This window comes from Synechococcus sp. 60AY4M2 (assembly GCF_002760375.1).
Classification (GTDB): Bacteria; Cyanobacteriota; Cyanobacteriia; order Thermostichales; family Thermostichaceae; genus Thermostichus.
Genome location: NZ_AUMZ01000001.1, coordinates 38,517 through 64,074, shown reverse-complemented (window position 1 = coordinate 64,074; position 25,558 = coordinate 38,517). Strand labels below are relative to the sequence as shown.

General features: G+C 60.1%; 30 protein-coding genes, 1 tRNA gene and 1 other RNA gene. 19 read left to right on the top strand and 13 right to left on the bottom strand.

The window, feature by feature from the left end; translation table 11 throughout:
• Nucleotides 1–800: 800 nt before the first annotated feature.
• On the bottom strand, nucleotides 801–968 hold the full coding sequence (locus tag SYN60AY4M2_RS13965) for a hypothetical protein (RefSeq protein ID WP_011430444.1): 168 nt from the start codon (nucleotides 966–968) through the stop codon (nucleotides 801–803).
• A 402-nt stretch (nucleotides 969–1,370) separates the two neighbouring features.
• Between SYN60AY4M2_RS13965 and SYN60AY4M2_RS00295 the strand changes: the two genes are divergently transcribed.
• From SYN60AY4M2_RS00295 to SYN60AY4M2_RS00240, 12 genes are all read left to right on the top strand, one after another.
• Nucleotides 1,371–1,757, top strand: coding sequence for a hypothetical protein (locus tag SYN60AY4M2_RS00295; RefSeq protein ID WP_011430445.1), 387 nt, complete (start codon nucleotides 1,371–1,373; stop codon nucleotides 1,755–1,757).
• A gap of 54 nt (nucleotides 1,758–1,811) precedes the next feature.
• Entirely contained in the window at nucleotides 1,812–2,030 is a 219-nt protein-coding gene (locus tag SYN60AY4M2_RS00290; protein ID WP_011430446.1) for an NAD(P)H-quinone oxidoreductase subunit O, read from the top strand.
• Nucleotides 2,031–2,072: 42 nt separating this feature from the next.
• On the top strand, nucleotides 2,073–2,912 hold the full coding sequence (locus SYN60AY4M2_RS00285; protein WP_011430447.1) for an FtsQ-type POTRA domain-containing protein: 840 nt from the start codon (nucleotides 2,073–2,075) through the stop codon (nucleotides 2,910–2,912).
• A 21-nt stretch (nucleotides 2,913–2,933) separates the two neighbouring features.
• Nucleotides 2,934–3,659, top strand: coding sequence for an ABC transporter ATP-binding protein (locus SYN60AY4M2_RS00280; protein ID WP_011430448.1), 726 nt, complete (start codon nucleotides 2,934–2,936; stop codon nucleotides 3,657–3,659).
• 531 nt (nucleotides 3,660–4,190) lie between these two features.
• The gene (locus SYN60AY4M2_RS00275) at nucleotides 4,191–4,499 is read left to right on the top strand and encodes a carbon dioxide-concentrating mechanism protein CcmK (RefSeq protein WP_011430450.1); all 309 of its coding nucleotides are present in this window, start codon (nucleotides 4,191–4,193) and stop codon (nucleotides 4,497–4,499) included.
• 91 nt (nucleotides 4,500–4,590) lie between these two features.
• Nucleotides 4,591–4,932 (top strand): carbon dioxide-concentrating mechanism protein CcmK, encoded by a 342-nt coding sequence (locus SYN60AY4M2_RS00270; RefSeq protein WP_011430451.1) that lies wholly within the window; start codon nucleotides 4,591–4,593, stop codon nucleotides 4,930–4,932.
• On the top strand, nucleotides 4,933–5,232 hold the full coding sequence (locus tag SYN60AY4M2_RS00265; RefSeq protein ID WP_011430452.1) for a EutN/CcmL family microcompartment protein: 300 nt from the start codon (nucleotides 4,933–4,935) through the stop codon (nucleotides 5,230–5,232).
• Nucleotides 5,233–5,280: 48 nt separating this feature from the next.
• The gene (locus SYN60AY4M2_RS00260; RefSeq protein WP_099812057.1) at nucleotides 5,281–7,245 is read left to right on the top strand and encodes a ribulose bisphosphate carboxylase small subunit; all 1,965 of its coding nucleotides are present in this window, start codon (nucleotides 5,281–5,283) and stop codon (nucleotides 7,243–7,245) included.
• A gap of 74 nt (nucleotides 7,246–7,319) precedes the next feature.
• Nucleotides 7,320–8,015, top strand: a complete 696-nt coding sequence (locus SYN60AY4M2_RS00255) for a hypothetical protein (RefSeq protein WP_228375217.1) — start codon at nucleotides 7,320–7,322, stop codon at nucleotides 8,013–8,015.
• 31 nt (nucleotides 8,016–8,046) lie between these two features.
• Nucleotides 8,047–8,763: a BMC domain-containing protein gene (locus SYN60AY4M2_RS00250; RefSeq protein ID WP_099812055.1), complete on the top strand. Its 717-nt coding sequence runs from the start codon at nucleotides 8,047–8,049 to the stop codon at nucleotides 8,761–8,763.
• Nucleotides 8,764–8,892: 129 nt separating this feature from the next.
• An RNA gene (ffs, locus tag SYN60AY4M2_RS00245) (signal recognition particle sRNA small type) lies at nucleotides 8,893–8,990 on the top strand.
• A 41-nt stretch (nucleotides 8,991–9,031) separates the two neighbouring features.
• Entirely contained in the window at nucleotides 9,032–9,445 is a 414-nt protein-coding gene (locus tag SYN60AY4M2_RS00240; RefSeq protein ID WP_011430456.1) for a hypothetical protein, read from the top strand.
• Between the two features lie 261 nt (nucleotides 9,446–9,706).
• Here the strand turns inward: SYN60AY4M2_RS00240 and SYN60AY4M2_RS00235 are convergent.
• Nucleotides 9,707–9,779, bottom strand: a tRNA-Trp gene (locus tag SYN60AY4M2_RS00235).
• Nucleotides 9,780–9,841: 62 nt separating this feature from the next.
• Nucleotides 9,842–10,225: a 50S ribosomal protein L19 gene (gene rplS, locus SYN60AY4M2_RS00230; protein WP_011430457.1), complete on the bottom strand. Its 384-nt coding sequence runs from the start codon at nucleotides 10,223–10,225 to the stop codon at nucleotides 9,842–9,844.
• Nucleotides 10,226–10,396: 171 nt separating this feature from the next.
• On the opposite strand from rplS, the gene SYN60AY4M2_RS00225 reads away from it, so the two are divergent.
• The 3 genes from SYN60AY4M2_RS00225 to thrB all read left to right on the top strand — a co-directional run bounded on the left by SYN60AY4M2_RS00225 (nucleotide 10,397) and on the right by thrB (nucleotide 13,995).
• Nucleotides 10,397–11,794, top strand: coding sequence for an efflux RND transporter periplasmic adaptor subunit (locus tag SYN60AY4M2_RS00225; RefSeq protein ID WP_011430458.1), 1,398 nt, complete (start codon nucleotides 10,397–10,399; stop codon nucleotides 11,792–11,794).
• Nucleotides 11,795–11,814: 20 nt separating this feature from the next.
• On the top strand, nucleotides 11,815–13,002 hold the full coding sequence (locus SYN60AY4M2_RS00220; RefSeq protein ID WP_240527648.1) for an ABC transporter permease: 1,188 nt from the start codon (nucleotides 11,815–11,817) through the stop codon (nucleotides 13,000–13,002).
• Between the two features lie 72 nt (nucleotides 13,003–13,074).
• Nucleotides 13,075–13,995: a homoserine kinase gene (thrB, locus tag SYN60AY4M2_RS00215; RefSeq protein ID WP_011430460.1), complete on the top strand. Its 921-nt coding sequence runs from the start codon at nucleotides 13,075–13,077 to the stop codon at nucleotides 13,993–13,995.
• 228 nt (nucleotides 13,996–14,223) lie between these two features.
• Here the strand turns inward: thrB and SYN60AY4M2_RS00210 are convergent, their stop codons facing one another.
• The 3 genes from SYN60AY4M2_RS00210 to eda all read right to left on the bottom strand — a co-directional run bounded on the left by SYN60AY4M2_RS00210 (nucleotide 14,224) and on the right by eda (nucleotide 16,304).
• A complete protein-coding gene (locus tag SYN60AY4M2_RS00210; RefSeq protein WP_099812054.1) occupies nucleotides 14,224–14,766 on the bottom strand; it encodes a diacylglycerol kinase family protein in 543 nt (180 codons plus the stop codon).
• Nucleotides 14,750–15,241, bottom strand: coding sequence for an rRNA maturation RNase YbeY (gene ybeY, locus SYN60AY4M2_RS00205; protein WP_041438372.1), 492 nt, complete (start codon nucleotides 15,239–15,241; stop codon nucleotides 14,750–14,752). The genes SYN60AY4M2_RS00210 and ybeY overlap by 17 nt, the downstream gene beginning before the upstream one ends.
• Before the next feature lie 385 nt (nucleotides 15,242–15,626).
• A complete protein-coding gene (gene eda / locus SYN60AY4M2_RS00200) occupies nucleotides 15,627–16,304 on the bottom strand; it encodes a bifunctional 4-hydroxy-2-oxoglutarate aldolase/2-dehydro-3-deoxy-phosphogluconate aldolase (RefSeq protein ID WP_240527647.1) in 678 nt (225 codons plus the stop codon).
• A gap of 872 nt (nucleotides 16,305–17,176) precedes the next feature.
• Here eda and SYN60AY4M2_RS00195 point away from each other — a divergent pair.
• On the top strand, nucleotides 17,177–18,310 hold the full coding sequence (locus SYN60AY4M2_RS00195; protein WP_071813517.1) for a M23 family metallopeptidase: 1,134 nt from the start codon (nucleotides 17,177–17,179) through the stop codon (nucleotides 18,308–18,310).
• Here SYN60AY4M2_RS00195 and SYN60AY4M2_RS00190 read toward each other — a convergent pair.
• Nucleotides 18,301–18,951, bottom strand: a complete 651-nt coding sequence (locus SYN60AY4M2_RS00190; protein WP_011430465.1) for an ABC transporter ATP-binding protein — start codon at nucleotides 18,949–18,951, stop codon at nucleotides 18,301–18,303. The genes SYN60AY4M2_RS00195 and SYN60AY4M2_RS00190 overlap by 10 nt on opposite strands.
• Before the next feature lie 58 nt (nucleotides 18,952–19,009).
• Nucleotides 19,010–19,258, bottom strand: coding sequence for a hypothetical protein (locus SYN60AY4M2_RS00185; protein WP_011430466.1), 249 nt, complete (start codon nucleotides 19,256–19,258; stop codon nucleotides 19,010–19,012).
• 151 nt (nucleotides 19,259–19,409) lie between these two features.
• On the opposite strand from SYN60AY4M2_RS00185, the gene SYN60AY4M2_RS00180 reads away from it, so the two are divergent.
• The gene (locus tag SYN60AY4M2_RS00180) at nucleotides 19,410–19,910 is read left to right on the top strand and encodes a low molecular weight protein-tyrosine-phosphatase (protein WP_011430467.1); all 501 of its coding nucleotides are present in this window, start codon (nucleotides 19,410–19,412) and stop codon (nucleotides 19,908–19,910) included.
• 22 nt (nucleotides 19,911–19,932) lie between these two features.
• On the opposite strand, the gene nuoK is transcribed toward SYN60AY4M2_RS00180, so the two are convergent.
• The 5 genes from nuoK to SYN60AY4M2_RS00155 form a co-directional block, all read right to left on the bottom strand.
• A complete protein-coding gene (gene nuoK / locus SYN60AY4M2_RS00175) occupies nucleotides 19,933–20,238 on the bottom strand; it encodes an NADH-quinone oxidoreductase subunit NuoK (RefSeq protein ID WP_041439067.1) in 306 nt (101 codons plus the stop codon).
• A 79-nt stretch (nucleotides 20,239–20,317) separates the two neighbouring features.
• Nucleotides 20,318–20,926, bottom strand: coding sequence for an NADH-quinone oxidoreductase subunit J (locus SYN60AY4M2_RS00170; RefSeq protein WP_011430469.1), 609 nt, complete (start codon nucleotides 20,924–20,926; stop codon nucleotides 20,318–20,320).
• A gap of 119 nt (nucleotides 20,927–21,045) precedes the next feature.
• Nucleotides 21,046–22,428, bottom strand: coding sequence for a TPM domain-containing protein (locus SYN60AY4M2_RS00165; RefSeq protein ID WP_099812053.1), 1,383 nt, complete (start codon nucleotides 22,426–22,428; stop codon nucleotides 21,046–21,048).
• A gap of 282 nt (nucleotides 22,429–22,710) precedes the next feature.
• A complete protein-coding gene (locus SYN60AY4M2_RS00160; protein WP_099812052.1) occupies nucleotides 22,711–23,442 on the bottom strand; it encodes a ligase in 732 nt (243 codons plus the stop codon).
• Entirely contained in the window at nucleotides 23,442–23,909 is a 468-nt protein-coding gene (locus SYN60AY4M2_RS00155; RefSeq protein ID WP_099812051.1) for a YbjN domain-containing protein, read from the bottom strand. The genes SYN60AY4M2_RS00160 and SYN60AY4M2_RS00155 overlap by 1 nt, the downstream gene beginning before the upstream one ends.
• Before the next feature lie 123 nt (nucleotides 23,910–24,032).
• Between SYN60AY4M2_RS00155 and SYN60AY4M2_RS00150 the strand changes: the two genes are divergently transcribed.
• Together SYN60AY4M2_RS00150 and SYN60AY4M2_RS00145 are read left to right on the top strand one after the other, a co-directional pair.
• Complete coding sequence (locus SYN60AY4M2_RS00150; RefSeq protein ID WP_099812050.1) at nucleotides 24,033–24,380, top strand: (2Fe-2S)-binding protein; 348 nt, start codon at nucleotides 24,033–24,035, stop codon at nucleotides 24,378–24,380.
• A gap of 28 nt (nucleotides 24,381–24,408) precedes the next feature.
• Nucleotides 24,409–25,161 carry a 5'-methylthioadenosine/adenosylhomocysteine nucleosidase gene (locus tag SYN60AY4M2_RS00145; protein ID WP_099812049.1) on the top strand — a complete coding sequence of 251 codons (753 nt, stop codon included), beginning with the start codon at nucleotides 24,409–24,411 and terminating at the stop codon, nucleotides 25,159–25,161.
• The last annotated feature ends 397 nt before the right edge of the window (nucleotides 25,162–25,558 follow it).

The window sequence follows — 25,558 nt, the reverse complement described above, 5'->3', positions numbered from 1 at the left end:
CATCCTGCCTATCTCTGAGCAGGAAGGCGGTATCCCGCAAAGCCCTGAGGAATACCCCCCGAGCGCTTTCCCCCTTCACTTCCCGGCAACCGTTGCGGTGGACTCAAGGATCAGGGGGAAACTTGGTCTACTATATCCCTCTCAATGACTTTTGCCAAACCGCCTAAAGCTCAGTAAATTCAGCAAAGTTCAGGGTTTTGGGGGTTAGAGGCATGCTCTCACCGCAAGGCGGCGATCCTTCGCCCGTGGGATCTCGGAGAGAAAACCGGCCATCTTTGAAAAACTGGGAGTGCCTTGCCGGCCAAAATCCGTAGGGTCGCCGATGCGGGAGAGGGACAAGCCGCTCTAGTCTTTAAGCAAAGAACGATGCGGTATTTCTTTTGCTGTTCTCCAATTACTTTCCAAGTCGCGTATAAGATATCAACCCGCTGAACAAAATTGAGAGCTTGCTTAAGATGAACAGCCGGTATTCGTCCATCGCCAGCCCGAGCAAGGCCTCTACCAGGATTTTAGAATCGGCGGAGCAAAAGCAAAACATTCAAATCTTGGCTCGCTGCATCGGCACAGCCTTGAATTTAGGCAGTCCGCTCAGGGTTGCCATACATTACACCTCGCAGGCAGAGGGGTAACGCTTGCTCCCCAACGCCTGCCAGGTAATTTCGCTCGCACTTCTGGAGATGATCTCAGAAGCTTCTTGAGCCTAAAGGGTTTCGCAGAGGAAGGGATCCCAAAAGTTTTTGGGCCCTCTCCGTAAGACGGGCATCCGGAGTGCCGCCTGTAATTATTTAGGGATCCCGAGGCTAGTGCTGAACAATTCCCTGAACCATAGCGTCGCTCAGGTAAGCCAATGCCTTCAAATCGGCCTCGTCAAAACACCGATCGCACAACAGGCGGTAGATTAGGCTCTCGTGTTCTGAGGTAAAGTGGCGAGTTTGCAAGACTTCTTCAACGATGGATCGAATGGTCATAGTTTGCCCCTCCTGGGATCGGGCTTAACACTGCTTGCCCATACTGATTGTGAAGAGTCAAGCCATAGCTCAAAAAGGGAGCCAACACGGATTTTCCAGCAAAAAAACTGTACATTGGCCAGTCATTGGGATCCCCAAACTTACTAAAGAGCCGTGACTGAGGATGTGCTCGCTGCCCTTGGCCAGACTACTTGCCTAGGGTCGAAGGTCCTCCCCTGGCAGAGCCTCCGAGAGTTGAACATGTGGCCGAGAAAGCCGTCCTGCAGCCAGGGAGCATGTTATCCTGAGTTGGCTTAACATGATTTCATAGCCGGGCTCAGCCGTCACCTTTCTAGCTGCGGCTGGCTGACCCGACGTCTAGGGATCCGGCTCAACTTTCTTCGCATTGCAGGCAAGACACCAATGGTGGGCATCTTCAGGCGCTTTTTCGGCTCTCGTGGTCAGGCAGATTCCAAACCTTCATCAGGGACGGCTGCTCAGCCGGCCAAAAAGAAAGACAACACCTTCTTTCTCGACCCAGATGAGGCCAAAACCCTTGGCAACATCGAATACATGCGCACTCCTAGGATCGTGAAGCACACCTTCCAGGATTTCGGCTCTACGGAGAAGGTGGAGGTGGTGGAGCAGGTTTCTTCCCTAAGCAAAGTTAAGTTGGCCGTAGAACAGGCCAAAGCCCCTGAGCAAAGCTCTTCCACCTCAAACAGCAGCAGTGGAGCAGGCTCACGCCGCCAGGGGGGATCTGACATGGACATGTTTCGCAACATGGCCCGCAGCCTGAAGCGCAAGTAGGCTGGACCCGGCTTATTGGCGGCACAGGATACAACGGCTATCGAAGGAGGGGCAATGGCGATTAAGCGAGGCACTTTGGTGCGGGCCATCCGCGAGAAACTGCAAGGCAGCCTGGAAGCCCAGGCCAGCGACCCTTTGATTCCCAACTACGTCTTCGAAACTCCTGGAGAAGTGGTGGATATCAAGGACGACTACCTCCAGATTAAGTTTGGGGCTGTTCCCACCCCTCCAATTTGGCTGCGGGCGGATCAGGTCGAGGAGATCGCGAGTTGAATAGGAGCATGGAATGCTCCCCTTTGGCTTGAGGGAGGGCTAATGGTACCTCTGGCTTCTCCCACGCGCGACCAACTTCTGCAACGCAGGCGACTTTTGCGTCAGCAACGGCGCAAGCGCTTTTGGCAGGGATCCTGGCGCTTGGCCAGCTCGATGGGCGTTCTGACGCTGCTGGTGTTGGGCCTGCAGCAGCCCTACTGGCAAATTCGCCGGCCGGAGCAAATTCAGGTAAAGGGCAGCTACTGGGTCGACCCCGACTGGATCCGGGAGCAACTGCCTCTGACCTATCCAATGAACCTCTGGCAGGTGCAGCCGGCTGTGTTGGAAAGAGCCTTGCTGGCATCCCCGGCCCGCCCTTCTCCCATCGAAAGCGTCCAGGTACAGCGGCGGCTGCTGCCGGTGGGGGTGATCGTCCAGGTGCGGGAACGGCAACTGGTCGCGCGCGCCCGTCGGGGCGACCAGACAGGCTGGGTGGATCGGCAAGGCCATTGGCTGCCCCCCGATCCCTTTCGACGCCACAGCGGATCCTCCCTTTCCTGGCCTGAGCTGGAGTTGCTGGGCTGGGAGAACCACGCGCCCGAGCAATGGGCCTTGTTGCTCGAAGCCCTGCAACAGGCTGAGATCCAGATCGAGACCGTAGATTGGCAGTCGGGAGAGGGAATCACGCTCCACACTGAGCTGGGCAACGTCTATCTGGGGCCGATTTCTGACCGCCTGCCTCTGCAAATTCAAACCCTCAACCAAATGCGGGATCTGCGCCGCCACTGCGAGTGTACACCCGACGAAATTCTCCAGATCGACCTGACCAGCCCCAGCGTACCCACCCTGCAGCTCACCCCTGCCGCCACCCAGAAGCGCTGGAAGCATTGGGAGCAGCGCTAGCCCTGGGATGAGCTTGCTGCCATGAACACAGCGCCGGCGGTGGAGGTCAAACAGTTGTGGGTCGCCTATCCCGGTTGTCCGCCGGTGCTGCAAGGGCTGGATCTACGGGTTGAGGCCGGGCAGCGCCTAGGAATCATTGGCCCCAATGGCGCCGGCAAAACCACCCTGTTCCTGGCCCTCGCTGGCCTGTTGCCCCCCTGTTCCGGCCAGATCACTTTGTTTGGGCAGCCGCTCCAGCCTGGCCAGTTTCGCCCTGAGGTGGGGCTGGTGTTTCAGGATCCCGACGATCAACTGTTTGCCGCCTCGGTGGCCGAGGATGTAGCCTTTGGGCCGCGCAACCTGGGACGTTCTGAGACAGAGGTCGCGGCTGTGGTCCAAGCAACCCTGGCGATGACCGGCACCCTGAATTTGGCCAACTGTCCCCCCCATCATCTCTCCGGCGGTGAAAAACGCATGGTCGCGATCGCCGGGATCCTGGCAATGCAGCCGCAGTTGGTACTCTACGATGAGCCGACTGCCAACCTGGATCTGCGCGCCCGTCGCCGGCTAATCGCCTTTTTGTTGCAAGCAACGCACACCTTTCTGCTCGCTTCCCACGATCTGGAACTGATCCTGGAAGTGTGCGATCGGGTGATCCTCTTAGATCAAGGCCGGATTTGCGCCCAGGGATCCCCGGCCCATCTGATGAGCCAACCCGACCTCATGGAAGCCCATGACTTGGAAGTGCCCCCCTCGCTGCGCCGATAACGGCAAAAGCTGAAAAGATGTCAAGAATTATTTTTGAGTTGATAACAATTTTGTCTCTCTTAATAAAAAGCTATCGTGCTAATTAAAAATATTGATTTTCGTCCAGGATTGAATGGGGATATCATTTTGTTGAGTCGGGGGATCCCTTCTCTGGGGCGTCCTCGTCGATTTTGTATGATCGATTTTGTGCAAGAAAGATGGGGACTTGGCCTGGAGTTGGCAGCTTTGCCCGCCTGAGCGACAGTTGTGGTTAACCCGGATGGCTCCCACAACCTTTTCTGGCCTCCGTCTGATTGAGTCTGAGGTCGGGGGTTGGGCACGGCCTTCTCTCCAGGGGGAGGTCTGTGGTGGCTGGAGTAGGTGTTGCCGAGAAGAGCTGTCCACTGAGGGTTGGGCAGAGGATCTCTTGGATGAGTTCGAGGGAAATTGCAGGATCGAACCCAATAGGCGAGATCAATTTGGAGATCGATTGGCCTTATTGCTGGGTTCGGCAACGTTCAGGAACTGAGTGTTCAAAAGTGGAGAGTTGATATGCCTATTGCAGTCGGAATGATCGAAACCCGCGGGTTCCCGGCAGTAGTGGAAGCTGCCGACGCCATGGTAAAGGCCGCGCGCGTCACCCTAGTGGGTTACGAAAAAATTGGCAGCGGGCGCGTCACCGTGATCGTACGGGGCGATGTCTCCGAGGTGCAGGCCTCGGTGGCCGCTGGCTTGGAGTCTGCCAAACGGGTGAGTGGGGGCGAGATCCTCTCCCACCACATCATCGCCCGTCCCCACGAAAACCTGGAGTTTGTGCTGCCCATCCGCTACACGGAGGCAGTGGAGCAGTTTCGTACCTAACTGAGTAGTTGCACTTAGCCTGGAATTGACCCGATCCAGAAAATCTGGACAGGTTCCAACCCCCTCCACAATTTCAGCGTAAGGAGTCCCTATGGCTATTGCAGTCGGAATGATCGAAACCCTGGGCTTCCCGGCAGTGGTGGAAGCTGCCGACGCCATGGTAAAGGCCGCGCGCGTCACCCTGGTGGGTTATGAAAAAATCAGCAGCGGGCGCGTCACCGTGATCGTACGGGGCGATGTCTCCGAGGTGCAGGCCTCGGTGGCCGCCGGGATCGAGTCGGTGAAGCGGGTCAATGGCGGCCAGTTGCTCTCCTGGCACATCATCGCCCGTCCCCACGAAAACCTAGAGTACGTGTTGCCCATTCGCTACACCGAGGATGTGGCTCAGTTCCGCGAAGGGGTCAACGCCATCCGTCCCTTCACCCGTCCCTAGATGCGTATCGCGATTGTGCGGGGCACTGTTACCAGCACCCAGAAGGATCCCAGCCTGACAGGCGTGAAGTTTCTGGTGGTGCAGTATGTCGATCTCGAGGGCCGACCGCAGCCCGACTACGCTGTAGCTGCCGATCCGGTGGGGGCCGGCGCCGAGGAGTGGGTGCTGGTCAGCCAGGGCAGCGCAGCTCGCCAGCCGCAGGGAAACGAAACCCGTCCGCTGGATGCAGTGGTGATGGCGATCATCGATACCGTCAGCATCGGCGGTCGCTCCCTCTACAACAAGCGCGACCAACGCTAGCTGGGATCCCTCCTTCCTCTCTCTGACGTGTTCTAGAGGCTCACGGTTATGCCTGCTCACACCTATGCTGCGCCGCCAACGCCCTGGTCTCGCCGCCTGGCGGAGCCGACCATCCATCCCTCTGCCTACGTGCATTCCTTTTCCAATCTCATCGGGGATGTGCGCGTGGGCGCCCAGGTGCTGATTGCCCCAGGAACTTCCATCCGTGCGGATGAGGGCTCTCCCTTTTACATTGGCGACGGCTCCAACGTCCAGGATGGGGTGGTAATCCACGGCCTGGAGCAAGGGCGGGTCATTGGGGAAGATGGCCAACCCTACTCCGTGTGGATTGGCAAGAACACCTCCATTGCCCACATGGCCTTGATCCACGGGCCAGCCTATGTGGGCAACAACTGCTTTATCGGCTTCCGCTCCACGGTGTTCAACGCGCGGGTGGGGGATGGCTGCATCGTCATGTTGCACTGCTTGATCCAGGATGTGGAGATCCCGCCGGGCAAGTATGTGCCCTCCGGCTCCATCATCACCACGCAAGCTGAGGCGGATCGGCTGCCCGATGTGCAGGATAGCGATGCCAAGTTTGCCCAACATGTGATCGGCATCAACCAGGCTCTGCTGGAAGGCTATCACTGCAGCGAAAACCTGGTCTGTATTGCTCCCATTCGCAACGAACTTCTGCGGTCGCGCACCTCTAACCCAACGGCTACGGAGACGGCATCCATGACTCATTCCTCCTCTCGCGCCGACGGCCGGAACGGCGGCGGATCCCTTCTCAAGCCGGAGGTGGTGGAGCAAGTTCGCGCCCTGTTGGCCCAAGGCTATCGGGTAGGGCTGGAATATGCCGATGCCCGCCGCTTCCGTACCTCTTCCTGGCAGAGCGAAAGCCCGATCACCAGCACCCGCGAGGCCGAGGTCATGCAATCGCTGGGGGCTATTTTGGCGGAGCACCGCGGCGAATACGTGCGCCTGTTGGGGATCGACCCCAAGGCGAAACGACGGGTGTTGGAGCAGATCATCCAAACCCCGGAGGGGCCGGCGACCGTTTCTGGATCCCCCAGCCACGTCTCGGTTACGGCCCCAGGTTCCGGCGCAGCCAATCCGCGCCCTGACGCCAGCTTGGAGGAGGAGATCCGGGCGCTATTGGCGCAGGGGTATCGCGTCGGCCTGGAGGTGGCCGATGTCCGCCGCTACCGCACCTCTTCCTGGCAGACTTTGGGCAATTGGAGCGGCTCGGCCCAAGAGATCCTGGCGGCTGTGCAGGCGGCCTTGGCCGAACATACGGGAGAGTATGTGCGCCTGCTGGGAATCGATCCCAAGGCCAAACGGCGGGTGCTGGAGAAGGTGATTCAAACGCCCCAGATGAGCAGCAGCGGCGGGACAGCCTCGCCCGCAGAGGGGGGCAAGCTGGGAGGGAGCGCTGCTGGCCTCGACCTGGAGTTACAGGAAGAGGTACATCGGCTGCTGGCCCAGGGCTATCGCATCGGCTACGAATATGCTGACGAGCGCCGCTTCAAAACCTCCTCTTGGCAGACCGGGCCGACCATTCGCGCCAGCCGCGGGCCGGAGGTGTTGGCCGAGCTGACGGCTGCTTTGGCGGAGCACCAAGGCCACTACGTGCGCCTGTTGGGGATCGATCCCAAGGGGAAAAAGCGGGTTTACGAGCGCGTCATTCAAACCCCCGGCGGCAAGTCGCCTGCCCCTGCAGCCCAGGGATCCCCGGCGGCTACTCCTGTTTCCACCGTTCCTGCCAGCACCCGACTCAGCAGCGAGGTGGTGGCACAGGTGCAGCAATTGCTCAGCCAGGGCTACCGCATCGGCACCGAACATGCGGACAAGCGGCGTTTTCGCACCTCCTCTTGGCAGAGCTGCAGCCCTATCGAGGCCACCCAGCTGCCCCAGGTGGTGGCGGCTCTGGAAGCCTGCCTGGAGGAGCATCGCGGCGAGTATGTGCGCCTGCTGGGCATCGACCCCAAAGCCAAACGACGGGTGCTGGAGCAGATCATCCAAACCCCTTGAGGGATCCGCCTGTTCTCTGATCACTGTCGGTTCAAGGTTGGTTTTGATCCGACCTCCTAGCGATGAGGAGCACCTTGGCTTTGCCTCTGCCCACCTCTACAACGCTGCGCTCCTGGCCCAGCCAGAACGGCGAAACTCGCTACTATGTCAGTGGCGAGGTGCAGGTGGAGGCAGGGGCAGGCATTGCAGCGGGAGTGCTGTTGCGGGCCAACCCCGGCTGTCGCATCGAGATCGGGCGAGGCGTCTGTATTGGCATGGGATCCATCCTGCACGCCTGCGGGGGATCCCTCGTCGTGGAGGCGGGGGCCACCTTGGGAATGGGGGTGCTGGTGATCGGGCAGGGCACCATCGGCAAAAACGCCTGTATCGGCTCGGAAACCACGCTGCTCAACTGTTCAGTGCTCAGCCAGGCGGTGATCCCTCCCCGCTCGCTGGTCGGGGATCCCACCTATCCCAGCAGGCAAGAGGCGGAGGTGGGCATGGCTAGCGAGGCAGAGCCCGTGTCGGCGGCGGCCCCGCAAGAGCCGATAGAACCCCCTGAGGAAACCTTGCCTGAGCCGACCCCTCCCTCTCCCCCCGACTCGCCGCTGGCCCAGGTGGAAAAGCAAACCCGTCGTTGGCAGGAGGCGGCTGAGCAAACCCAAGAGAACTCGAGATCCCCTAAGACCCGCAAGCTAAATGGGATCCCGGGCTATTCGGAGCTGGATCGGCTGCTGGGCAAGATCTATCCTTACCGGCAGATCCTATCCTCTGGGGGTGGCCAGTCTTGAGGGCTACACTGGCATAAAGAAGTAGGGTGCTATGTCCACCTCTTTGGGCCTTATTCAGACACGCAGCTTTCCGGTCATTGTGCGCATTGCCGACGCCATGACCAAGTCGGCGGGGGTGACGCTGATCGGCTTTGAGAAGATCTCAGGAGGCTACTGCACGGCAATCGTACGGGGAGGGATTGCCGATGTGCGCATTGCCATCGAGGAGGGGATCGAGGTGGCCCGCCAGTTTGAGCAAGAGGAGATCTCCAGTTTGGTCATTCCACGGCCTTTGCCTAACTTGGAGGCGGTGCTGCCCGTCAGCAGCAAGCTGTCTCAACTGGCACAAAACCGCGGCTACAGCCGCCTCAGCAACTTGGCCGTGGGCCTGCTGGAAACCCGCGGCTTTCCGGCTATGGTAGGGGCCGCCGACACAATGCTGAAAACGGCGGATGTGCAACTGGCCGCCTACGAGACCATTGGCGACGGCCTGTGTACGGCCATCATTCGGGGCACGGTGGCCAACGTGGCCATCGCCATCGATGCCGGCATGTACGAGGCAGAGCGCATCGGCGAGCTGAACGCGGTGGCTGTGATCCCGCGCCCTCTCGACGAACTGGAGCAGGCTCTGCCGGTGGCCAGTTGTTTCGTTGCCCAACCGGTTACCTTGCCGGTGGCTATTCCCCAAGCCCAGGGACAAGAGGTGCGGCGCAGCGATACCGTTGTGGAGCGGATCCCAGTTTATCTGGAGCCGCCGGAAACCCCTTAGGTTTACCTTGCAAGACGGGAAGGCTCGCGCTGTACTCTGCCCCCTCCCGCCGTCTACAGGGGGAGAAGATCTGAGATCACCTCCAGAAAGCCGAGCGGGGCAGAGAGGAAAAATGTTAGGCTACTGGAAGACCTGGGTCCGTGCAGCTCCGACGCCCAAACCGTGTCAGGATCGGAAGATAGCAGCACTACGGGATGCTCTGAGCAGGCGCGTCAACCCGGGTCGCCCTCTTCCAAGTTTTACCTCTGCCCTGGCAGCGCACACCTGTATGGCCGAGACAGACAACCCCCTCGCCAACTTTGCTCAGAAGGCTTTCTACTTCGGCATGGGTTTGGCCGCGGTGGTGGCAGACAATGCTGCAAAGGTGGCCGGGAGAGCCAACAGCCGTCTGCTGGAGCTGCGCAAGCAGGTCCAGGCTTTGGTGGATGAATTGGTGGAGCGGGGGGCGATGACCGCCGAAGAGGCGCGGGCCTACATGGACGCCATCGCTGCCAACGCCAACCGTAGGGGGGGGGAAAGGTCTGCTGGCGCCCCTCGCAAGATCAACATTGACGACATGGGCGACGCTGAAGACAAGACTGGCACTGCCCTTGAACTTTCGGAAGCTGCCCGTTTGCGCCAACAGATTGCTGAGCTACAGGCAGAGTTGGATCGCATCAAGAAGGAAGCGAGGAAGTCCTAGGTTTGGCCCGGGAAAAGTTGGGATCTCTATCTCTTTAATCCTCGTTCACGGGGAACTGGAAGACTCTCCGCAGCGCCCTCAGCCCGATTGCGAACGGCTGCCGCCGAAGTTCCTTGGCCGCAGCGGCGAGTCTAAACAGGCTCGTCCAATTTTTGTTGGAGCGGTTGGCTTGGATCCCTGACTTCTCTCTGAAAATTGGCAGCTCGGGGCGCTTAAGCTTGAGAATCTACCCCAAGCCACCTCAAAATGCCGAACCGCTGACGCGTCCTGGAGGACTCGAACCCCCGACATCCGGTTTTGGAGACCGACGTTCTACCAACTGAACTAAGGACGCAGGAGTAGTAAAGGGTCAGCCCCTTACCTAGTTTACCTAGTGTAGCAGGTATGCCCAAAGCCTTAGAGGGTTTCTTCTTTAGAATCCGTTTTGGCTTTGATGCGAGTGGCCTTGCCCACTCGGTTTCGCAGATAGAACAGCTTGGCCCGCCGCACCTTGCCACGCCGCAACACCTGGATTGAGTCGATGCGCGGCGAGTGAACTAGGAAGACCCGCTCCACTCCAATTCCCTGGAAAATCTTGCGCACCGTGATGGTGCGGTTGCATCCAGAGTGACGCATAGCAATGACCGTGCCTTCAAAGGCCTGCACCCGCTCTTTGCCGCCCTCTTGAATGCGCACCCCCACCCGTACCTGATCGCCAACATGGATCTCTGGCAGATCCGACTTCATGTGGGCCGCTTCGATGGAGCGGATGATCTCTTCGGCGTTGATGCGAGCGTTCATGGCTTTCCCGCGTTATCGGCAGCTAATCAGTGTAGCAATCCCCCCTTTTTTTGTACAGAGCTTGCCAGCCGTCCGAACCCAATGGCCATGCGGGAAACCGCGTTTGCACCCCCTCTCCTTTTTCAATAGGCTGGATACAGAGAAAGCCCTTGTTAAAGGCGAGAGACTTTTGTGATCCTGCGCACCAATGAGCCCCAGACGGGATCCCCAACCCCTGCCAAATCTGCTGACCAACCTCTGCCACAGACCGGATCCCACAACAGAGGACTGCCCATCGGCTGGATCCTTGTGGGGATATTGTTAGCCGGCTTGGGCGGCGGCATTCTCGTTCAGCGTCAGCTCCGGCAACAGACGGCCCAGCGCCTGGAGAGGCTAACGGTGCCCGTGCAGGTGACAGATCTCGCCCAACGCCTGCGGGTGAGCGGCCAGGTGCAGCCGATCCGGCAGGTGAATGTCAGCCCCCGCGAGTCCGGTCGTCTGGCAGAGCTGCTGGTGGATCAGGGAGATGAGGTAGTGGCAGGGCAAGTGTTGGCTCGGATGGATTACGGGGATTTAGCCAGCGGCATTCGCCAAGCCCAAGCCCGCATCCAAGAGCTACAGGCCCGCCTAGCGGAACTGCAAGCTGGCGAGCGACCCCAGGTGATCGCGGCGGCCCAGGCCAGGGTGGATGCGGCGCGGTCGCAAGTGAGGTTGGCCGAAAGGGAATTGGAGCGGATTCAGACCCTGGTGCAGCAGGGGGTGGTGGCCCGTAGCGAGCTGGATCAACGCCTGGCCCGCCTGGAACAGGCGCAGGCGGACTGGCAAGCGGCTCAACAGGAGCTGGAGCGATTGCGGTCAGGTAGCCGCCCAGAAACGCTGCAGCAGATCCAAGCCCAGATTGCCCAAGCGGAGGCAGAGCTGGCCCAGCGGCAATCTCGCCTGGCTGAGGCCGAGATCCGGGCGCCCTTTTCCGGCGTGGTTGTCCAGCGCTTTGCCGAGGTGGGATCCTTTGTAACTCCCACTACCGCAGCTTCCGATGCCACCGCCGCTTCTTCCAGCTCTATCTTGGCGCTGGCCCAGGGGATCGAGGTGCGAGCCGAGGTGCCGGAGGCGCAGATTGCCCAGGTGCGGGTGGGGCAGCCGGTGGAGATCCGCTCCCTGGCCTATCCGGATCGGGTGGTGCAGGGGCGGGTGAAGCGGATTGCCCCTGCCACGGTGGTGGTGCGGGAGGTCACCGTCTTTCGGGTCATGATCGAACCGGAGGCGGGGGCAGACTTTTTGCGCACCGGCATGAACGTCTCGGTGGATTTTATCGGGGAGCGGCAGCCTCAGGCGCTCACGGTGCCCTCGGTGGCCATCTTGCGGGAGCAGGGCCAAGAGGGAGTGATCCTGCTGGATCCGCGAACCCAGCGGCCCGTCTATCGACCGGTGGAAACAGGCCTCACCCAGGGCGGGATCACCCAAGTGCTCTCCGGCTTGCGGGCGGGGGATCGGGTCTTTACGGCGCTGCCGCCGGGGGTGAACCTGGAGACTTTGATCCGACAAGAGCAAAATCGCAGCGAAACCGCTCAAATCAAGCCACACCCATGAGCCTACCGATTGCAGCCCGAATGGCCTGGCAAATGGTGCGCCGCTACCGCCTGCGCACCGGTTTAAGCATGTTAGGGATCCTCATCGGCAACGCCGCCGTCGTGGCCATTGCCGGGTTTGGCCATGCTGCCCAGGAGCTGGCCGTGGATCAGTTCCGTTCTTTGGGCACCAACTTGCTCATTGTCTTTTCTTCCAGCTTGGGCCTGGCGGACGCCAGCAACACCCGTCCCATTACCCTCGACGATCTACGGGCAATTGCCGCGGAAGTGCCCGCTGTGTCGGCAGCCGTCCCCAGTCTTGTGGTCAATGTGCGCGCCGTGCGGGGGGGAGTGGATCGCCGCTATGAGGCCACAGGCACCTGGCCGGAGTATTTGTCGGTGCTGAATTTGGAGATCGAGGAGGGGCGCTTTCTCTTGCCAGCGGATATTGAGGAGCAGCGCCCGGTGGTGGTGCTGGGCAGCGAGGCCGCCCGCGAGCTGTTCGGCTTGGATCCCGCTGCCGCCATCGGGGAGACGGTGCTGCTGAACAACCTGCCCTTCGAGGTAATCGGCACGTTGCGTTCTAAGCCAACGGTGTTTGGCAACAGCGATGCCGGCCTGTTTTTGCCGGTGGATGTGGTGGCCAACCGGTTTGTGGGGCGGCGCTCCCCCTATGGCCTGGAACTGACGGCGATCTTCGTCTCGGCCCGCTCCGAAGCAGATCTGCCGGCTGCCGAGTTCCAGATCCGCAACTTGCTGCGGCAACGGCACCAACTGGTGGGGGAGGATGACTTCGTCGTCCGCAACCAAAAGGTGTTGCTGGACGGGGCGGCCAGGATCTTAACCTTGCTGCGGGTGCTGCTGACCGGCACGGCGGCCCTCTCGCTGCTGGTGGGCGGGGTGGGGATCATGAATGTGATGCTGATCTCGGTGTCGGAACGCACCTCCGAGATCGGGTTGCGCAAGGCGATCGGCGCCGATAGCCGGCAAATTTTGCAGCAGTTTGCCACCGAAGCTATTCTCATTGCCGTCAGCGGGGGCGTGGCCGGGATCCTCCTCAGCAGCGGCCTGCTGGTGGCGCTGCAAGTGTTCACCCCCCTGGCCACCCGCGTGGATGCAGTGGCGGTGGCGGTGTCCTTTTCCCTCTCGACGGGGATCGGGGTGGTTTTCGGCATTTTCCCGGCCCGCCAAGCGGCGCAACTAGATCCCATCGAGGCCCTGCGAGCCTGAGATCTCCCATTCGTAGGATAATGGGGGCTTACAGGTATTGAGTTGCCCGCCGTTCGCTAAGGAGCTTCCCCCTTGGTTAGAGAGCGAGTAGAGGTGATCGTCCCCGCCACCACCGCTAACTTGGGGCCGGGGTTCGATTGCATCGGTGCAGCCCTGGAGCTCTACAACCACTTCCAATTTCGCGAGATTCCCACCGGCCTCAGCATCCACTATCGCGGCAGCGATCACATCAGCCAGAGCAAGGACAACCTGGTGTACCGCGCTTTCTGCCGTGCTTTCGAGCTGCTAAGCAAGCCGGTGCCGGGGGTGGAGATTGAGATCACCCTCAACGTGCCCCTGGCGCGGGGCCTGGGCAGCTCTGCCACTGCCATTGTCGGCGGCCTGTTGGGGGCTAATGCTCTTGGATCGCTGAACCTGGCTCCTGAGACTCTCCTGCAGTTGGCCATTGCCCTTGAAGGCCATCCCGACAACGTGGTGCCCGCCCTCCAGGGCGGCTGTCAACTCTGTGTGCAGGGGCAGCAGGGGCAATGGGTATTTTGCCCGGTGGATTGGCACGAGCGCATCGGCCTAGTGGCGGCGGTGCCTAACTTTAAGCTGTCTACCCAGGCGGCCCGCGAGATCCTGCCCAAGTCCGTCAGCCTGGCGGATGCTGTCTTTTCCGTCAGTCACCTGGGGCTGCTTATCCGCAGCCTGCAGTCGGGGCGGGCGGACTGGCTGAAGGTGGCCTTGCAGGATCGACTGCACCAACCGGCGCGCATGGAGCTGATTACCGGCTTCAAAACCGTCCAGGCAGCGGCTCTGGCTGCCGGGGCCTATGGGGTGGTGATCAGCGGGGCTGGCCCCACGCTTTTAGCCTTCTGCGCCCCGGAGGAGCGAGAACGGGTGGGATGCGCCATGGTCGGCGCCTGGGAGCAACTGGATATCGAAGCAGAGGCCAAACCCCTGAATTTGGATCGACAGGGGGGACGGGTGGTGATCCATTCCCAAATATAGAGGAGGCCCTTGGGTCAAGCTGGTCACCCCGATTACAAAGGGGTCGTGCTTTTAGGCGTATAGGCCTTTCGCAGACTAGGACACCGCCCTCCCACTCAAGTTCCCGACCCTCCTTATCCCTCACCCCTTAACCCCTTTCCCTGCGGGAGAGGGGAGCCAGGAATCCACAGCACAAACCTGTTTGGGATGGGATCCCTTGAGAGGCTGGGCAAAACTTTTTCGGCGTCCCTACCCTGGCAGCAGCAGCAGCAAGGGGGGGAGAAACAGCCAAGCTGCCACAGCCAAAGCCGCCATCGCTGCCACTAACACCGCTCCAGCAGCGCAATCTTTGGCAATTTCTGCCAGCAGGTGATAGCGGCTGCCCAGGGTCAGATCCACCACTGCTTCCAGGGCAGTATTCACCAGCTCCAAGGCCATCACCATCCCGCTGGTCAAGCTGATCAGGGCCATTTCTACGGCGCTCAGCCGCAGGGCCAACCCTAAGACAAAGGCCACTACCGCCATAGCCAGGTGGATGCGAAAGTTGCGCTGGGTGCGGGCGGCGTACAGCAGGCCCTTTCCTGCATAGTAGAAGCTTTTACTTAGGCTAGTGGCCACCTGCCACGAGGGGGGGCGCTGCCAGGGATCCTGCGCCGCGAGGTCAGCCTCGGCTCCCGGGTCTGGTGCCTCGGAGGGATGGGCCGAATCGACCTGCGCTGAAGTGAAAGGGGCTCGCCGTCGCAATGCCGCCAAACGCAGCGGCTGGGGAAAACGGCTAGGGCTGCTGGCCATGGGTCACCTCCAGGTCTTCTTGGATGGCGGCAAGCAGGTGGTGCTGTTGCTGCAGCATGCGCTGTAGGGAAAGCTCATCGGGGTGATCCCATCCCAAGAGATGCAGCAGGCCGTGGCTGGCCAGCCAGGCCAATTCCCGCGACAGCCGCTGCCCCTGGGCTTTTGCCTGCGCGCAAGCGGTGGGTACCGAAATCACGATATCCCCCAGCAGGCGCACCCCTGTTATCTTCTGCAGCTCGACAGGGGTGGACGTCTCCTCGGCGGCAAAGGCCAGGACATCGGTGGGAGCGTCGATGTGGCGAAACTCGCGGTTGAGCTGGCGGATGTGCTCGTCGGAGGTGAGGCAAAGGCTGAGCTCGCAGGGATCCGTCACCCCCAGCTCCCGCAGCCACACCTCAAACCAACGGTGCCAAGTGGCTTCCTCAACTGGGCTGGGGACGTTTAGCTCCAGGTACAGATCCAGGAATCCCTCCATGCAGGCCTCACTCACACCCAAAATTGGCTCGCTGGCCCCATTGAGTACGGAGCGGAACGGCCACCCACGACTTGAGTCGCCCTTGCCAGTGGTACAAACCTTCAATGTACTGTAGCGCTAACATTGCTGGCTGTGCTAGGGTGCCGCTGCGATAGCCATAAAAGACGCCTCCCCAGGCAAATACGCTGCAAACCCTGGAAGGGGGAAGTCAAGGAACCCCATGTAAGGGGAGCGGCGGCCAAGGTGATAGGGAAATCAGACGCAACTCTCGGACTTTCTTTGTCTGAGGGATGTCGGGGGTGCGGCTGGGCAGCGCCCTCCAAAGTTTGCTGCCAGGGTGCTCGGCCATCTCCCCACTCAAGTGCGGGGAGCGTCAACGCGCCCCCTACTCTGGGGGTTCACCCGGAAGTTCGGGCCAGGCTGCGGCGACCCTCTGGCTGGCAAGCTGTTGTAGCGTTTGCCGCAGCCGATTTTCCAGCTCTTGCCGGCAACTGTCTGGATCAACCCCTTGCTGGGAAAGAAGCTCCGCCGGGAAGAGATCCCCGGCGATGCCGACAGCCCAGGCCCCTGCCTGCAGATATTCTGCTGCATTGGCCAAGGTAACCCCCCCAGTTGGGATCAAAGGCAGGGATCCCAGCACCGGTTGCAGATGGCGCAGGTAACGGGATCCGCCAAGGCTTTCTGCCGGAAACACCTTTACTGCCGTTGCCCCGGCCTGCCAGGCCCTCCAGATCTCGCCGGGGGTGAGGGCGCCGGGCACAATGGGCAGCCCTGCTTCCCGACCCCAGCGGATGATGCTCTCGTCCGCAAAGGGGCAAACATAGAATTGGGCTCCCGCCTGCCAAGCCTGCTCTGCCATCTGCCGATTTAAAACCGTGCCCACCCCTACCCAGCAATGCGGGTAGTCTTGCCGCAGTTGGGCAATCAACTCCAGATACCGGGGAACTTGGGGAGTGATCTCAATGTGGCGGATCCCGGCCCGGATGGCCAGGGTGGATCCCTCAAGGGCTTGGGCCGGGCTGGCCGAGAGGCGGATCACCGCGATCAGGGGCTGCTGCCACAAATGGAGTAGCCAGGGGTGCCGCCATCCCTCTCTGAAGCTCTGTTCAGAACCCTCAAACACCATCTGTGGAAAAGCCCTCTCTCATCGATTTCTACCTTGCTTGGGTTGATTTTAAGTTTAATTGCAATTAAAAATAACCAAACAGCCCGACGGTAAAACAATGACAAGCTATAACAAATTTCCTTTTGAGAAGAAGGCTAAAATAGAATAAAGAACAGGCAAAAGTGGTGTTTATAGGGGCAACTGTTTGCGGGTTTGTAGCACTCGTTGGAGCGCTTACTTTTCCCATCCTTTCATGGCGTCGCTGGTCTCTCATTTTAGTAGCTATCTGCAGCCTTGTTAGCTCCTTAACCAACATTGAACTCGGCAGAGGAGAGGAGGAAGCTCCCTCAGGGGAAAGGTGGCGCATGGTAGCCCATCTCTACGAGGTAACTTTCTGGTTGGCATTGATCGTTTTCATCTTACTGGCATGAGGTTTTGCCGGCAGGTGAGCGGCTAGTTTATCGCCATTGTCTGGATGTTGTGTCGAGGTTGCTCTGGCTTGCCGGTTGTTTAGGTTGGGCACCGATTAGACCTGTGGGATCTGGAGATCGATACGAACCTAGCCGCAGTGAGGATCCCTCGCCCCCAGCCCCTCTCTCAAAGGGAGGGGGAAGTCATGAAGGAATGAACGGTTTTACTGGTATTGAAAATAACCCAGCCGTTTTGCTTGTATCTTGTAACGATTTGGAGTAACGACAGCGGGCAACAGCGCGATTGGGCTCGATCAGTCCTTGCGAATCTTTGTATTCTTAGGGTCGGTAGGTTGGTTGCCGAGGGTGTGGGGAGTGGTCAAGCTCAGTTGTGGGACACACAGCCTGAAGGCATGGGTGATGGTCGGGTTGCTCGCCCTCCTGGTGCTGGGGGGACTGTGGCGGGTTGCTCCATCTCAGGCGCAGAATCTCCACCAACTGCAACAGCGGCAGCAACAGATCCAGCAACAAATCCGGGGCACCCAGCGACGCCTGGGAGAGCTGCGCCAAGCGGAAGAAGAAGCCCGTCGCCGCATGGGATCCCTGCGGCAAAACATCCAACAGACAGAAGCTAGCCTTCGCGACAACCAATATCGTCTGGAACAGGCCCAGAGGGCGCTAGAGCAAGCGCAGAAGGAGCTCCAAGAGCTGGAAGACCGCCTGAGACGGCAGCAGCAGGGCACGGCCGCCCGCTTGCGCTACATGCAGCGGCAGGGGGCGGAACATTGGTGGGCTTTGCTGCTCACCAGCCGCGACCTCAACGAGTTTTTCGATCGCCGCCACCAGTTGCAATTGCTAATCGAAGCCGACCGGCAGTTGATCCGAGAGCTGCAGGTGATGGCCAAGGAGGTGGATCAGCAGCGGATCGCCCTGGAAGCGCAGCGCAACGAGATTTCTTTAATCTTGCAGGAGCTGGCAGCCCAGAAAAACCAACTGCAGCAGCAGGCTGCCGCCCAAGAGCAACTGGTGGGCCGCCTGGCCAACGAGCGCGCCGCCTATGAAGCAGCCCAACGGCGTTTGGAAGCCGATTCCCAACAGTTGACCATCCTCATCCAGCAACTGATCGCCCAGCAGGCTCAGCAGCGGGGGGGCAGAGATCCGGTTCAGGGGACAGGCCGGTTGATCCCACCAGTGCGCGGGCCAATCACCAGCGGCTTCGGCTGGCGGGTTCACCCCATCTACGGAAGCCGCCGCTTCCATGCGGGGATCGACTTCGGTGTGCCCACCGGCACGCCAGTTCGGGCATCAGACCGGGGCACCGTCATCTACGCCGGCTGGTATGGCGGCTACGGCTACACGGTGATTGTCAACCACGGCGGCGGCATCACCACCCTGTACGCCCACAACAGCCGCGTCGCCGTTGGGGTGGGTCAGCAGGTACAGCGGGGGCAGGCCATTGCCGCTTCCGGCTCCACCGGCCTCTCCACCGGCCCCCACGTTCACTTCGAGGTGCGGGTCAACGGCCAGCCGGTGGATCCCCGCCGCTACCTTTGAAGCAGCGCATCTGTCGGCAACGGCTGCAGGGATCCCGCCTGCAAGATCCACCGCACATCGGCAATGGAGGATAGCTCCTCTGGGTCGTGGGAAACCACCAACACCGTCCAGGTGGATTTCAGCCGGGCCAGCAGCTCGATCAACTGCCGCCGCACCGACCAGTCCAGCCCTGCCGTCGGCTCGTCCAGCAGCAGTAGCAGCGGGCCGCGAATAAGCTGTACCGCCAGGGCCAAGCGCCGTTGTTGTCCGCCACTGAGATGGTTGGGGGAGGTGCACAGAGGGATCCCTTCCAATCCCACCTGTTTGAGAACGTTTTCAATCTCCTTTTGTTGCAGCTCCGGGTGGCCGAAGCGCATTTCCTCTAGCACCGTCAAGCCACAAAAGTGACGCTCCGGGAACTGAAACACCAGCCCCGCCATGCTGCGCAACTGCTGGGGGGAGAGCTCTGTTCCTCCCCAGGCAATCCGCCCGCGCGTGGGCCGCGCCAAGCCGGCCAAAATTTCCAGCAGGGTGCTCTTGCCGGCCCCACTTTTGCCCACGATCAGCCCCAACTGATTCAGGCCCAGCTCAAAGGAGAGATCCCGGAGAATCGGCTGAGGGAGGGTTGCCGGGTGGTAGCAGAGATCCTGAACCTGCAACATGAGCGGCGCCCCTGGGAAAGTTGTCGTTATTTTGGCACTGGAAAGCTCTGCCGGACAGCTACAACCATTCTTCTAGGCGCCCCAACTGATCCCGAAAGCCATAGGTGAGTTCGCGGTACCACTCCCGCAGCTCCAGTTGATCTACAGCTCGCCGCAAAGCCTCTTGGGAGCGCTCGATGGGGCGCAGAGCCGCAGACGGGATCCCTTCTTGAGCAGCCCATTGTTCAAACAGAGCCAGCTCCGTTTGCAAGTAGAGAATGAGGTTGGCCACATCCTGCGGGTGGGGGTAGCGGGTGGCATCTGGCATAAGACATCTCACCAGGGGAACTAGCTCCATTCTGGCCAAGAATCTGTCCCGCTGCCGCCTGAGGGCCCTATCCCCTCTCGCCTGCTTCTGTACTCTGGGCCGCAAAACGCAGATAATGCGGTGGGAAATGTTCACTGCCGTCGAGGGATCCATGAGCCAAAAGCTGCTGTTTGTGTGCCTGGGCAACATCTGCCGTTCTCCCGCTGCCGAAGGGATCACCAACCACCTGCTGCAGAGCAGCGGCCATGAGGGGGACATCCTCTGCGATTCGGCAGGTACAGCCGCCTACCACCTCGGCAGTCCCCCAGATCGCCGCATGCGACAAGTTGCCCAGCGCTATGGACTGGAGCTGCACGGCCAAGCCCGGCAAATTCATCCTTTGGATCTGCGGGAGTTCGACCTGATCCTGGCCATGGATCGGCAAAATTACCGCGATATCCTCAGCCTCGATCCCCAGAGAAGATATGCCGACAAGGTACGCCTAATCTGTAGCTACTGTCGTTCTCACACCGATGAAGAAGTTCCGGATCCCTACTACGGGGGCGAGGCAGGGTTTCACTACGTGATCGAGCTGCTCTGGGACGCCTGCAGCGGCCTGCTGGAATCCCTGATCCCTGGGATCCAATGCCCGCCGCTGCCCAGCCGCACCTGAAAGTCATCGATCAAGAAAACAACTACCACCTGAGCAGGTTAAAGCTCTCCATGTCGATGGTGGCGCGGTTGCGGTAGATCCCCAACACAATGGCCAAGCCCACTGCCGCCTCGGCAGCCGCCACGGTGATGACAAATACCGAAAACACTTGGCCGCGAATCAAGCCCGAGTCGACAAAGTTGGAGAAAGCCATAAAGTTCAGGTTGACGGCGTTGAGCATCAGCTCAATCGACATCAACACCCGAATGGCGTTGCGACTGACGATCAAGCCGTAGATGCCGATGCAGAAAAGAATTGCCGCGACCACCAAGAAAAACTGCAGTTGCAACATCACAAGAGGCTCCACTGGATACAGATGAGAGGGGCATCAGGAAAACGCTGGGCTGTATGGCCGAGAGCAGGCAGCTTCAACGCGTGCTCACCAGCTCTGCTGGGCGTTCCGACTCCGATTCAAGCTGTGGCCGGGCCCGCTCCAGCAAGCTGAGATCCCCTTCTTGGGCTTGGGGAACGACAAACTCTCGACGCGCCAGCACAATGGCCCCGATCAACGCCATCAGCAGCAAAACAGAAGCCAACTCGAACGGCAACAGATAGTCGCTAAAGAAATGCCCACCCATCACCAAAGCACTGCTCGTGGGCTGGATCGGCTCCAACTGCCAGGGGGTATTCAGGGCCATTGCCGTCAGGAGGGCAAACAGCCCCAAACACACCGCCGCCGTCACCCCATTGCGCAGCCAGCCCAACTTCAAAGGAGCGAAAGTATAGCGCCGGTTCACCAGCATGATGGCGAACAGGATCAGCACGTTGACGGCGCCGACGTAGATCAACACCTGAGCTGCAGCCACAAAATCGGCATTCAAGAGGAGGTACAGCCCGGCCATGCTCAAGAAAACGCCCCCCAATAGAAAGCCGGAATAGACGATGTTGGGGGCCCAAACCACTCCCAGGGCAAAGCCGATGGCCATCGCCGAGAGCACCCCAAAGGTAACCAGTTGCACGCCTTCTGCAAGGGTCATGGGATCTTCGTCCTTAACAAATCGCTATCGCTGCTCCCTTACCACTGTACTGTCCCGGCGGATTTAAGAGAAGCCCAACCCCCTTGTTCAATCGATAGAGAAATCTCTAGAGTTGGGTCTCACCAACTGCCGCCTGCTCCGCCACCGCTACTGCTGCCGCCCCCGAAATCCCTATCAGAATCTCTATCAGAATCTCTATCAGAATCTCTATCAGAATCCCTATCAAAGTCCCTATCCCTGCTGAGCCTCGGGATCTCAACCTCTCGCTGGCTGCGGTAGCCGCAGATAGAACAGGTTAGGATTTCCAGCTTCAGGCCCTCAGAGGTGTAAGTGGCTTTCCTGAGAACCTGGGTGGTGAGGTCAAGGGTAAGAGCTTGACACCGGGGGCAATAAAGGTGGCGATAAAATCCATTCTCGCGAACAACCACAGCCACCCCCTGGCAGGCGGGGCAAAACCAGCCGTAGTAGCGGGCTCTGCGGCGGCTTTTGGCCAGGCGATGCGCTGGGGGAAGTTGCTTATCCAGAACTTGCGGCTGGATGGGGCGCATGGGCCGACCGCAGCTTTGACAGACCACCGGCTGAAACGGGATCCCACGCTTCGAGCCCAAGATGCTGTCGGCGGCCACAACCGCCAGGAAGGGCAGCCCCGGTACCAGCCAGTTGCCGCTGGCTGACAACAGGAAGAGGCCAAAGCAGAGGGAGCCGGAATAGAGAAACAAGCGAATGGGATCGCTCTGCAGTGAGGAGAGGGCAGCCATTGTCCCCTGCTCTCGGCGTGTCAGGGACAGGACTTTTGCTCCTCCCCGCTCGGCCTTAAGATAGACCGGCTGGCGGGAGCGCTGCCACCCCACCCCTAGGATAATGATCCCCAACAGCAGCAGGATCCCTTCCAGTGAGCTTTGAGCGGCAGCCAGGGATCCCGTTCCAACCGCTCGAGGAACGGCTGCGGTGGAAAGAGAAGTGGAAGCTTGAGAAGCGGCTGAAGGAACCTCGGCAACCGGCTGCCCCTGCAGGACTGAGGCTAACTGCCGTACTCCCGCCAAGGTGCCGCCATCGAAATCCCTATTGCGAAACTTGGGCAGGATCTGCTGGTCGATAATCTGCTGAACGCGGCTGTCGGGAAGGATGGTGGCCAAACCCCTGCCGGTTTCAATTTCTACCCGCCGATCCCCCACCGAGATAAGAAACAACACGCCATTGTTTTGGCCAGCCTTGCCAATGCCCCAGTAGTTGAACAGTTGCGTGGTGAACGCTTTCGGCGTGGCATATCCCTGGGTATTGGGTACCGTGACCACCGCCATCTCGGCACCGGTGCGCTGCTCAAGCTGGGTGAGGAGACGGTTTAGCTCGTTTTCAGTGCTACTGCTGAGGATGTCGGCGGTGTCGGAAACCCATCCCCCATAGCTGCGGCGGGGGTTGGGCACTTGCTCGAGGGTAATGGCCCAAGCGGGCTGCGGCAGTAAGAAAATGCCTAGCAAAACTGCCGCCCAAACTTTTGGCATGGCTTACCTGGCTGAGCGCTGCCTTGGTTTTAGCACAGCTATTGGGGATGGAGAGGGTAGCAGTCTCTTGCTGCTTTGCCTTTGGTGTTTGTCGACACAAAAAATAGCGCTGGGACGAGTCTTGGCTTTCCTCTTTTCGCAGGGGAAAGAGGCTAGAGCTCTAAGCAAGGGAAAATCTTCTTCGGTCTAGCTGCAAAGCCTTCCGGATTTTTCTGCACAACTCTTTTTCAGCAAGAGTCAAGCGATTTCTTGCTCCCTCGATGGTTGATTAGAAACCAGAAACTAAGCCAGCAGTGCGGGCCAGGCTTCTTCTTGCCATTCCACCTCAAAGCACTCCTGGGCCATTTGGAGAAAATGTTCGATCAAAGCAGGGATCCCCGGCGCTGTTGGGCAAAGGTCGTACACGCCAATCACTTGCGATCCGGGCAGGTACCGTTCCCACAGCTCGGGATTGGGCCGCAACAGGAGGGATCCCTGTTGCAGGATCCCCCAGGGTTGCCACAGTTGGGCGTTGCCCATCAGCTTTTTGCGCTGCCAGCTTAGATCGGCACGGGTACGGGCGGCAAAGCAACTGATTTTGTTGCGGTAGCCCCGATCCTGGCCACCTTGGCCGCGGACAGAAGCGGGAGCATCCACCTCAATGCCCAGCGCCGCCAGCCCCTCTACCCAAAAACGGCAGCAGAAGTCGTACACCTGGGCTCGCCGCAAATTGGGCAGCCGAGCTTGGAGGTAAGAGAGGGGCAACACCAAGCTGTAGGTCAGCTCTGCTGCATCTTCCGCCGCCTGGTGCAACACCGCCCGTCCTCCGGTGGGCCGGCGCACCATCGGGATCCCTGGCGGCAGATCTGGCCAGGCCTGGTGACGTCCCAGAGAGAGGGTAAGCCGATCCCAGCCGTAAAAGCGCAAACAGGGCCTGGGATCCTGGCGCAGCCGCTGCAAAAGCCAAAAGTCCTGCTCCATCTGCCAGCCGCCAGCGGCCACGCGATAGGGCAGCCAAGAGCCCTGGGATCCCATCAAGCTTTGGGAAACTCAGCCTGGAGCTGCTCATCGTACTCATCGGCCAAGCTGGCCACAAGGGTGATGGCGCGCGAGATCTCGCCAGCGCTGAGCCCTTCCAGAGGGCGGTGGTGGTTTAGCACCACTTGGTTGTTCCAGATGCAAAAACGGGCTTCCAGAGTTTCGCTCCAGTTTTTCTCCAGCAGCTTCTGCATGAGCTTAGCCGGCTCCGCCACCGGCAGAGAGAGAACGGGAGACCACACCAACAGGGTATCTTCGGGGGATTCGCCGCTCAGGTGGACGAACACTTCCACGCTGCCGTAGGTGAATTTCCAGGTGTGGCCCTGCTCGTGGTTCTCGTAGGCGGCATCTTCTTTGAGGCTGGAAACTACTGCTGAGACAACTTCAACGTAGCGAGGGGGCTCTTCCATCAGGCCTGGAAAACCTTCTGGAGAACGGTCGATGAGCGGCTCGCTGTAGACCATGGTCTTTCCCCTACTCCCTGTCTAACCACCTTAACTATACTGCCTAGCCCTCCCACCTACCTGCCATGCTGCCGGATCCGGCTCAGGCCAGAATAGAACTGTTCGCGGTTGGGAAGGTTACCTATGCCCCAGCCTGACGTTCAAGGACGCACCCTCGCTTATGAGGCGGGCGCCAACCTGCGCCAGGTGCTGCTGCAAGCCGGGATCCCGCTCTACAACCCGCCGGCTCCTATCCTCAACTGCCGCGGTCTGGGCACCTGTGCCGTACAAATCGAAGGGGCTGTTTCCCCTATGGGCTGGCGAGAACGGGCCCGCCTGTCTTTGCCACCCCACCAACTCCCGTCCACGGCGGCGGCCCAGGACGGCAACGGGCTGCGCTTGGCCTGTCAGGTGCAGGTGCTGGGAGATCTCAAAGTCACCAAATGGCCAGGCCTGTGGGGACAGCGGATCCCGCCCGCCTCTCAAACCTGAGGATTCTCAAAAACCTAAGGGAAGCCCTATGGAAACTCCATCCCACCCCTCCCAAAAGGCTGTCGGCATTTTGGGGGCCCTGCCGGAAGAAGTGGCCATGCTCACCCAAGCAATGGAGATCAACTCTGTCCATACCCATCTGGGGCGGCAGTTCCATCAGGGATCCCTGGCCGGACAGCCGGTGGTGGTAGTTCAAGGGGGGGTGGGCAAGGTGCGAGCGGCAACTACGGCAGCCCTGTTGGTGGCCCACTTCCCTTTGCGGGGCATTATCTTTACCGGCGTGGCCGGCGCCTTGGCCGATCACCTGCAGATGGGGGATGTGGTGCTGGCCCATGCCGCCATCGAGCACGATTTCGGCACCGGACGGCCCGAAGGCTTTGTCTTGGGGATCGACTTTATCCCTGAGTTGCGCCATCCTCTAGCGGAGGCCGATAGTGCCCTTTACGACCTGATCGTGGCCCAAGGGGAGCGGATCCCTCTTCACCCGCTGCAGGGGCGGCAGCCGGTCATCCACCAAGGCCTGGTGGCCACGGGCGATGTATTTGTGGCCGACGCCAAGCTCCGGCATCAAATTCGCGAGCGCACCGGAGCCCTGGTCGTGGAAATGGAAGGAGCGGCGGTGGTACGGGTGGCGCAAGAAGCTGGGATCCCTTGTCTGCTGGTCCGATCGGTTAGCGACATAGGGAGCGATACCGATTTCCTAACTTTTTTTCAGACAGCGGCTCTCAACTCGGCAGCGGTGGTTCACAGCGTTCTACAGAGCTTGCCTCCCCCTCCTTAGAAAAACGCAGCGCGGCTAGCCGTGGGGAGGAAGCGACGCCTGCCAACAGAGGTCAGATTACTCCCTGTCTGTAAGCTAGCTCCTGCCCCGGCGCGGGCGGCCAAGGTGACATCCTCTCCCGCTAGGCCCTGACGGGCTGTAGACGGGAGCTTCCGAGAATCACTTCCCGGAGTTGCTGCTTCAACGGACTGGTAAACCAGGATCCTCCACAGCCAGAGAGCGGCAGTCCCACCGCCCCCCTATATCCCCCCGTATACGGGGGGACCTGAGTCCACGCTTCAAAATCTCGATAGCAGCGTTCAAGTCTCTGTCCCACGACCCGCAACGAAGGCAATCATGCACCCGTTCCGACAAGGTCTTGGGGACATGCTCCTCACAAACACAACAATTTTGGGAC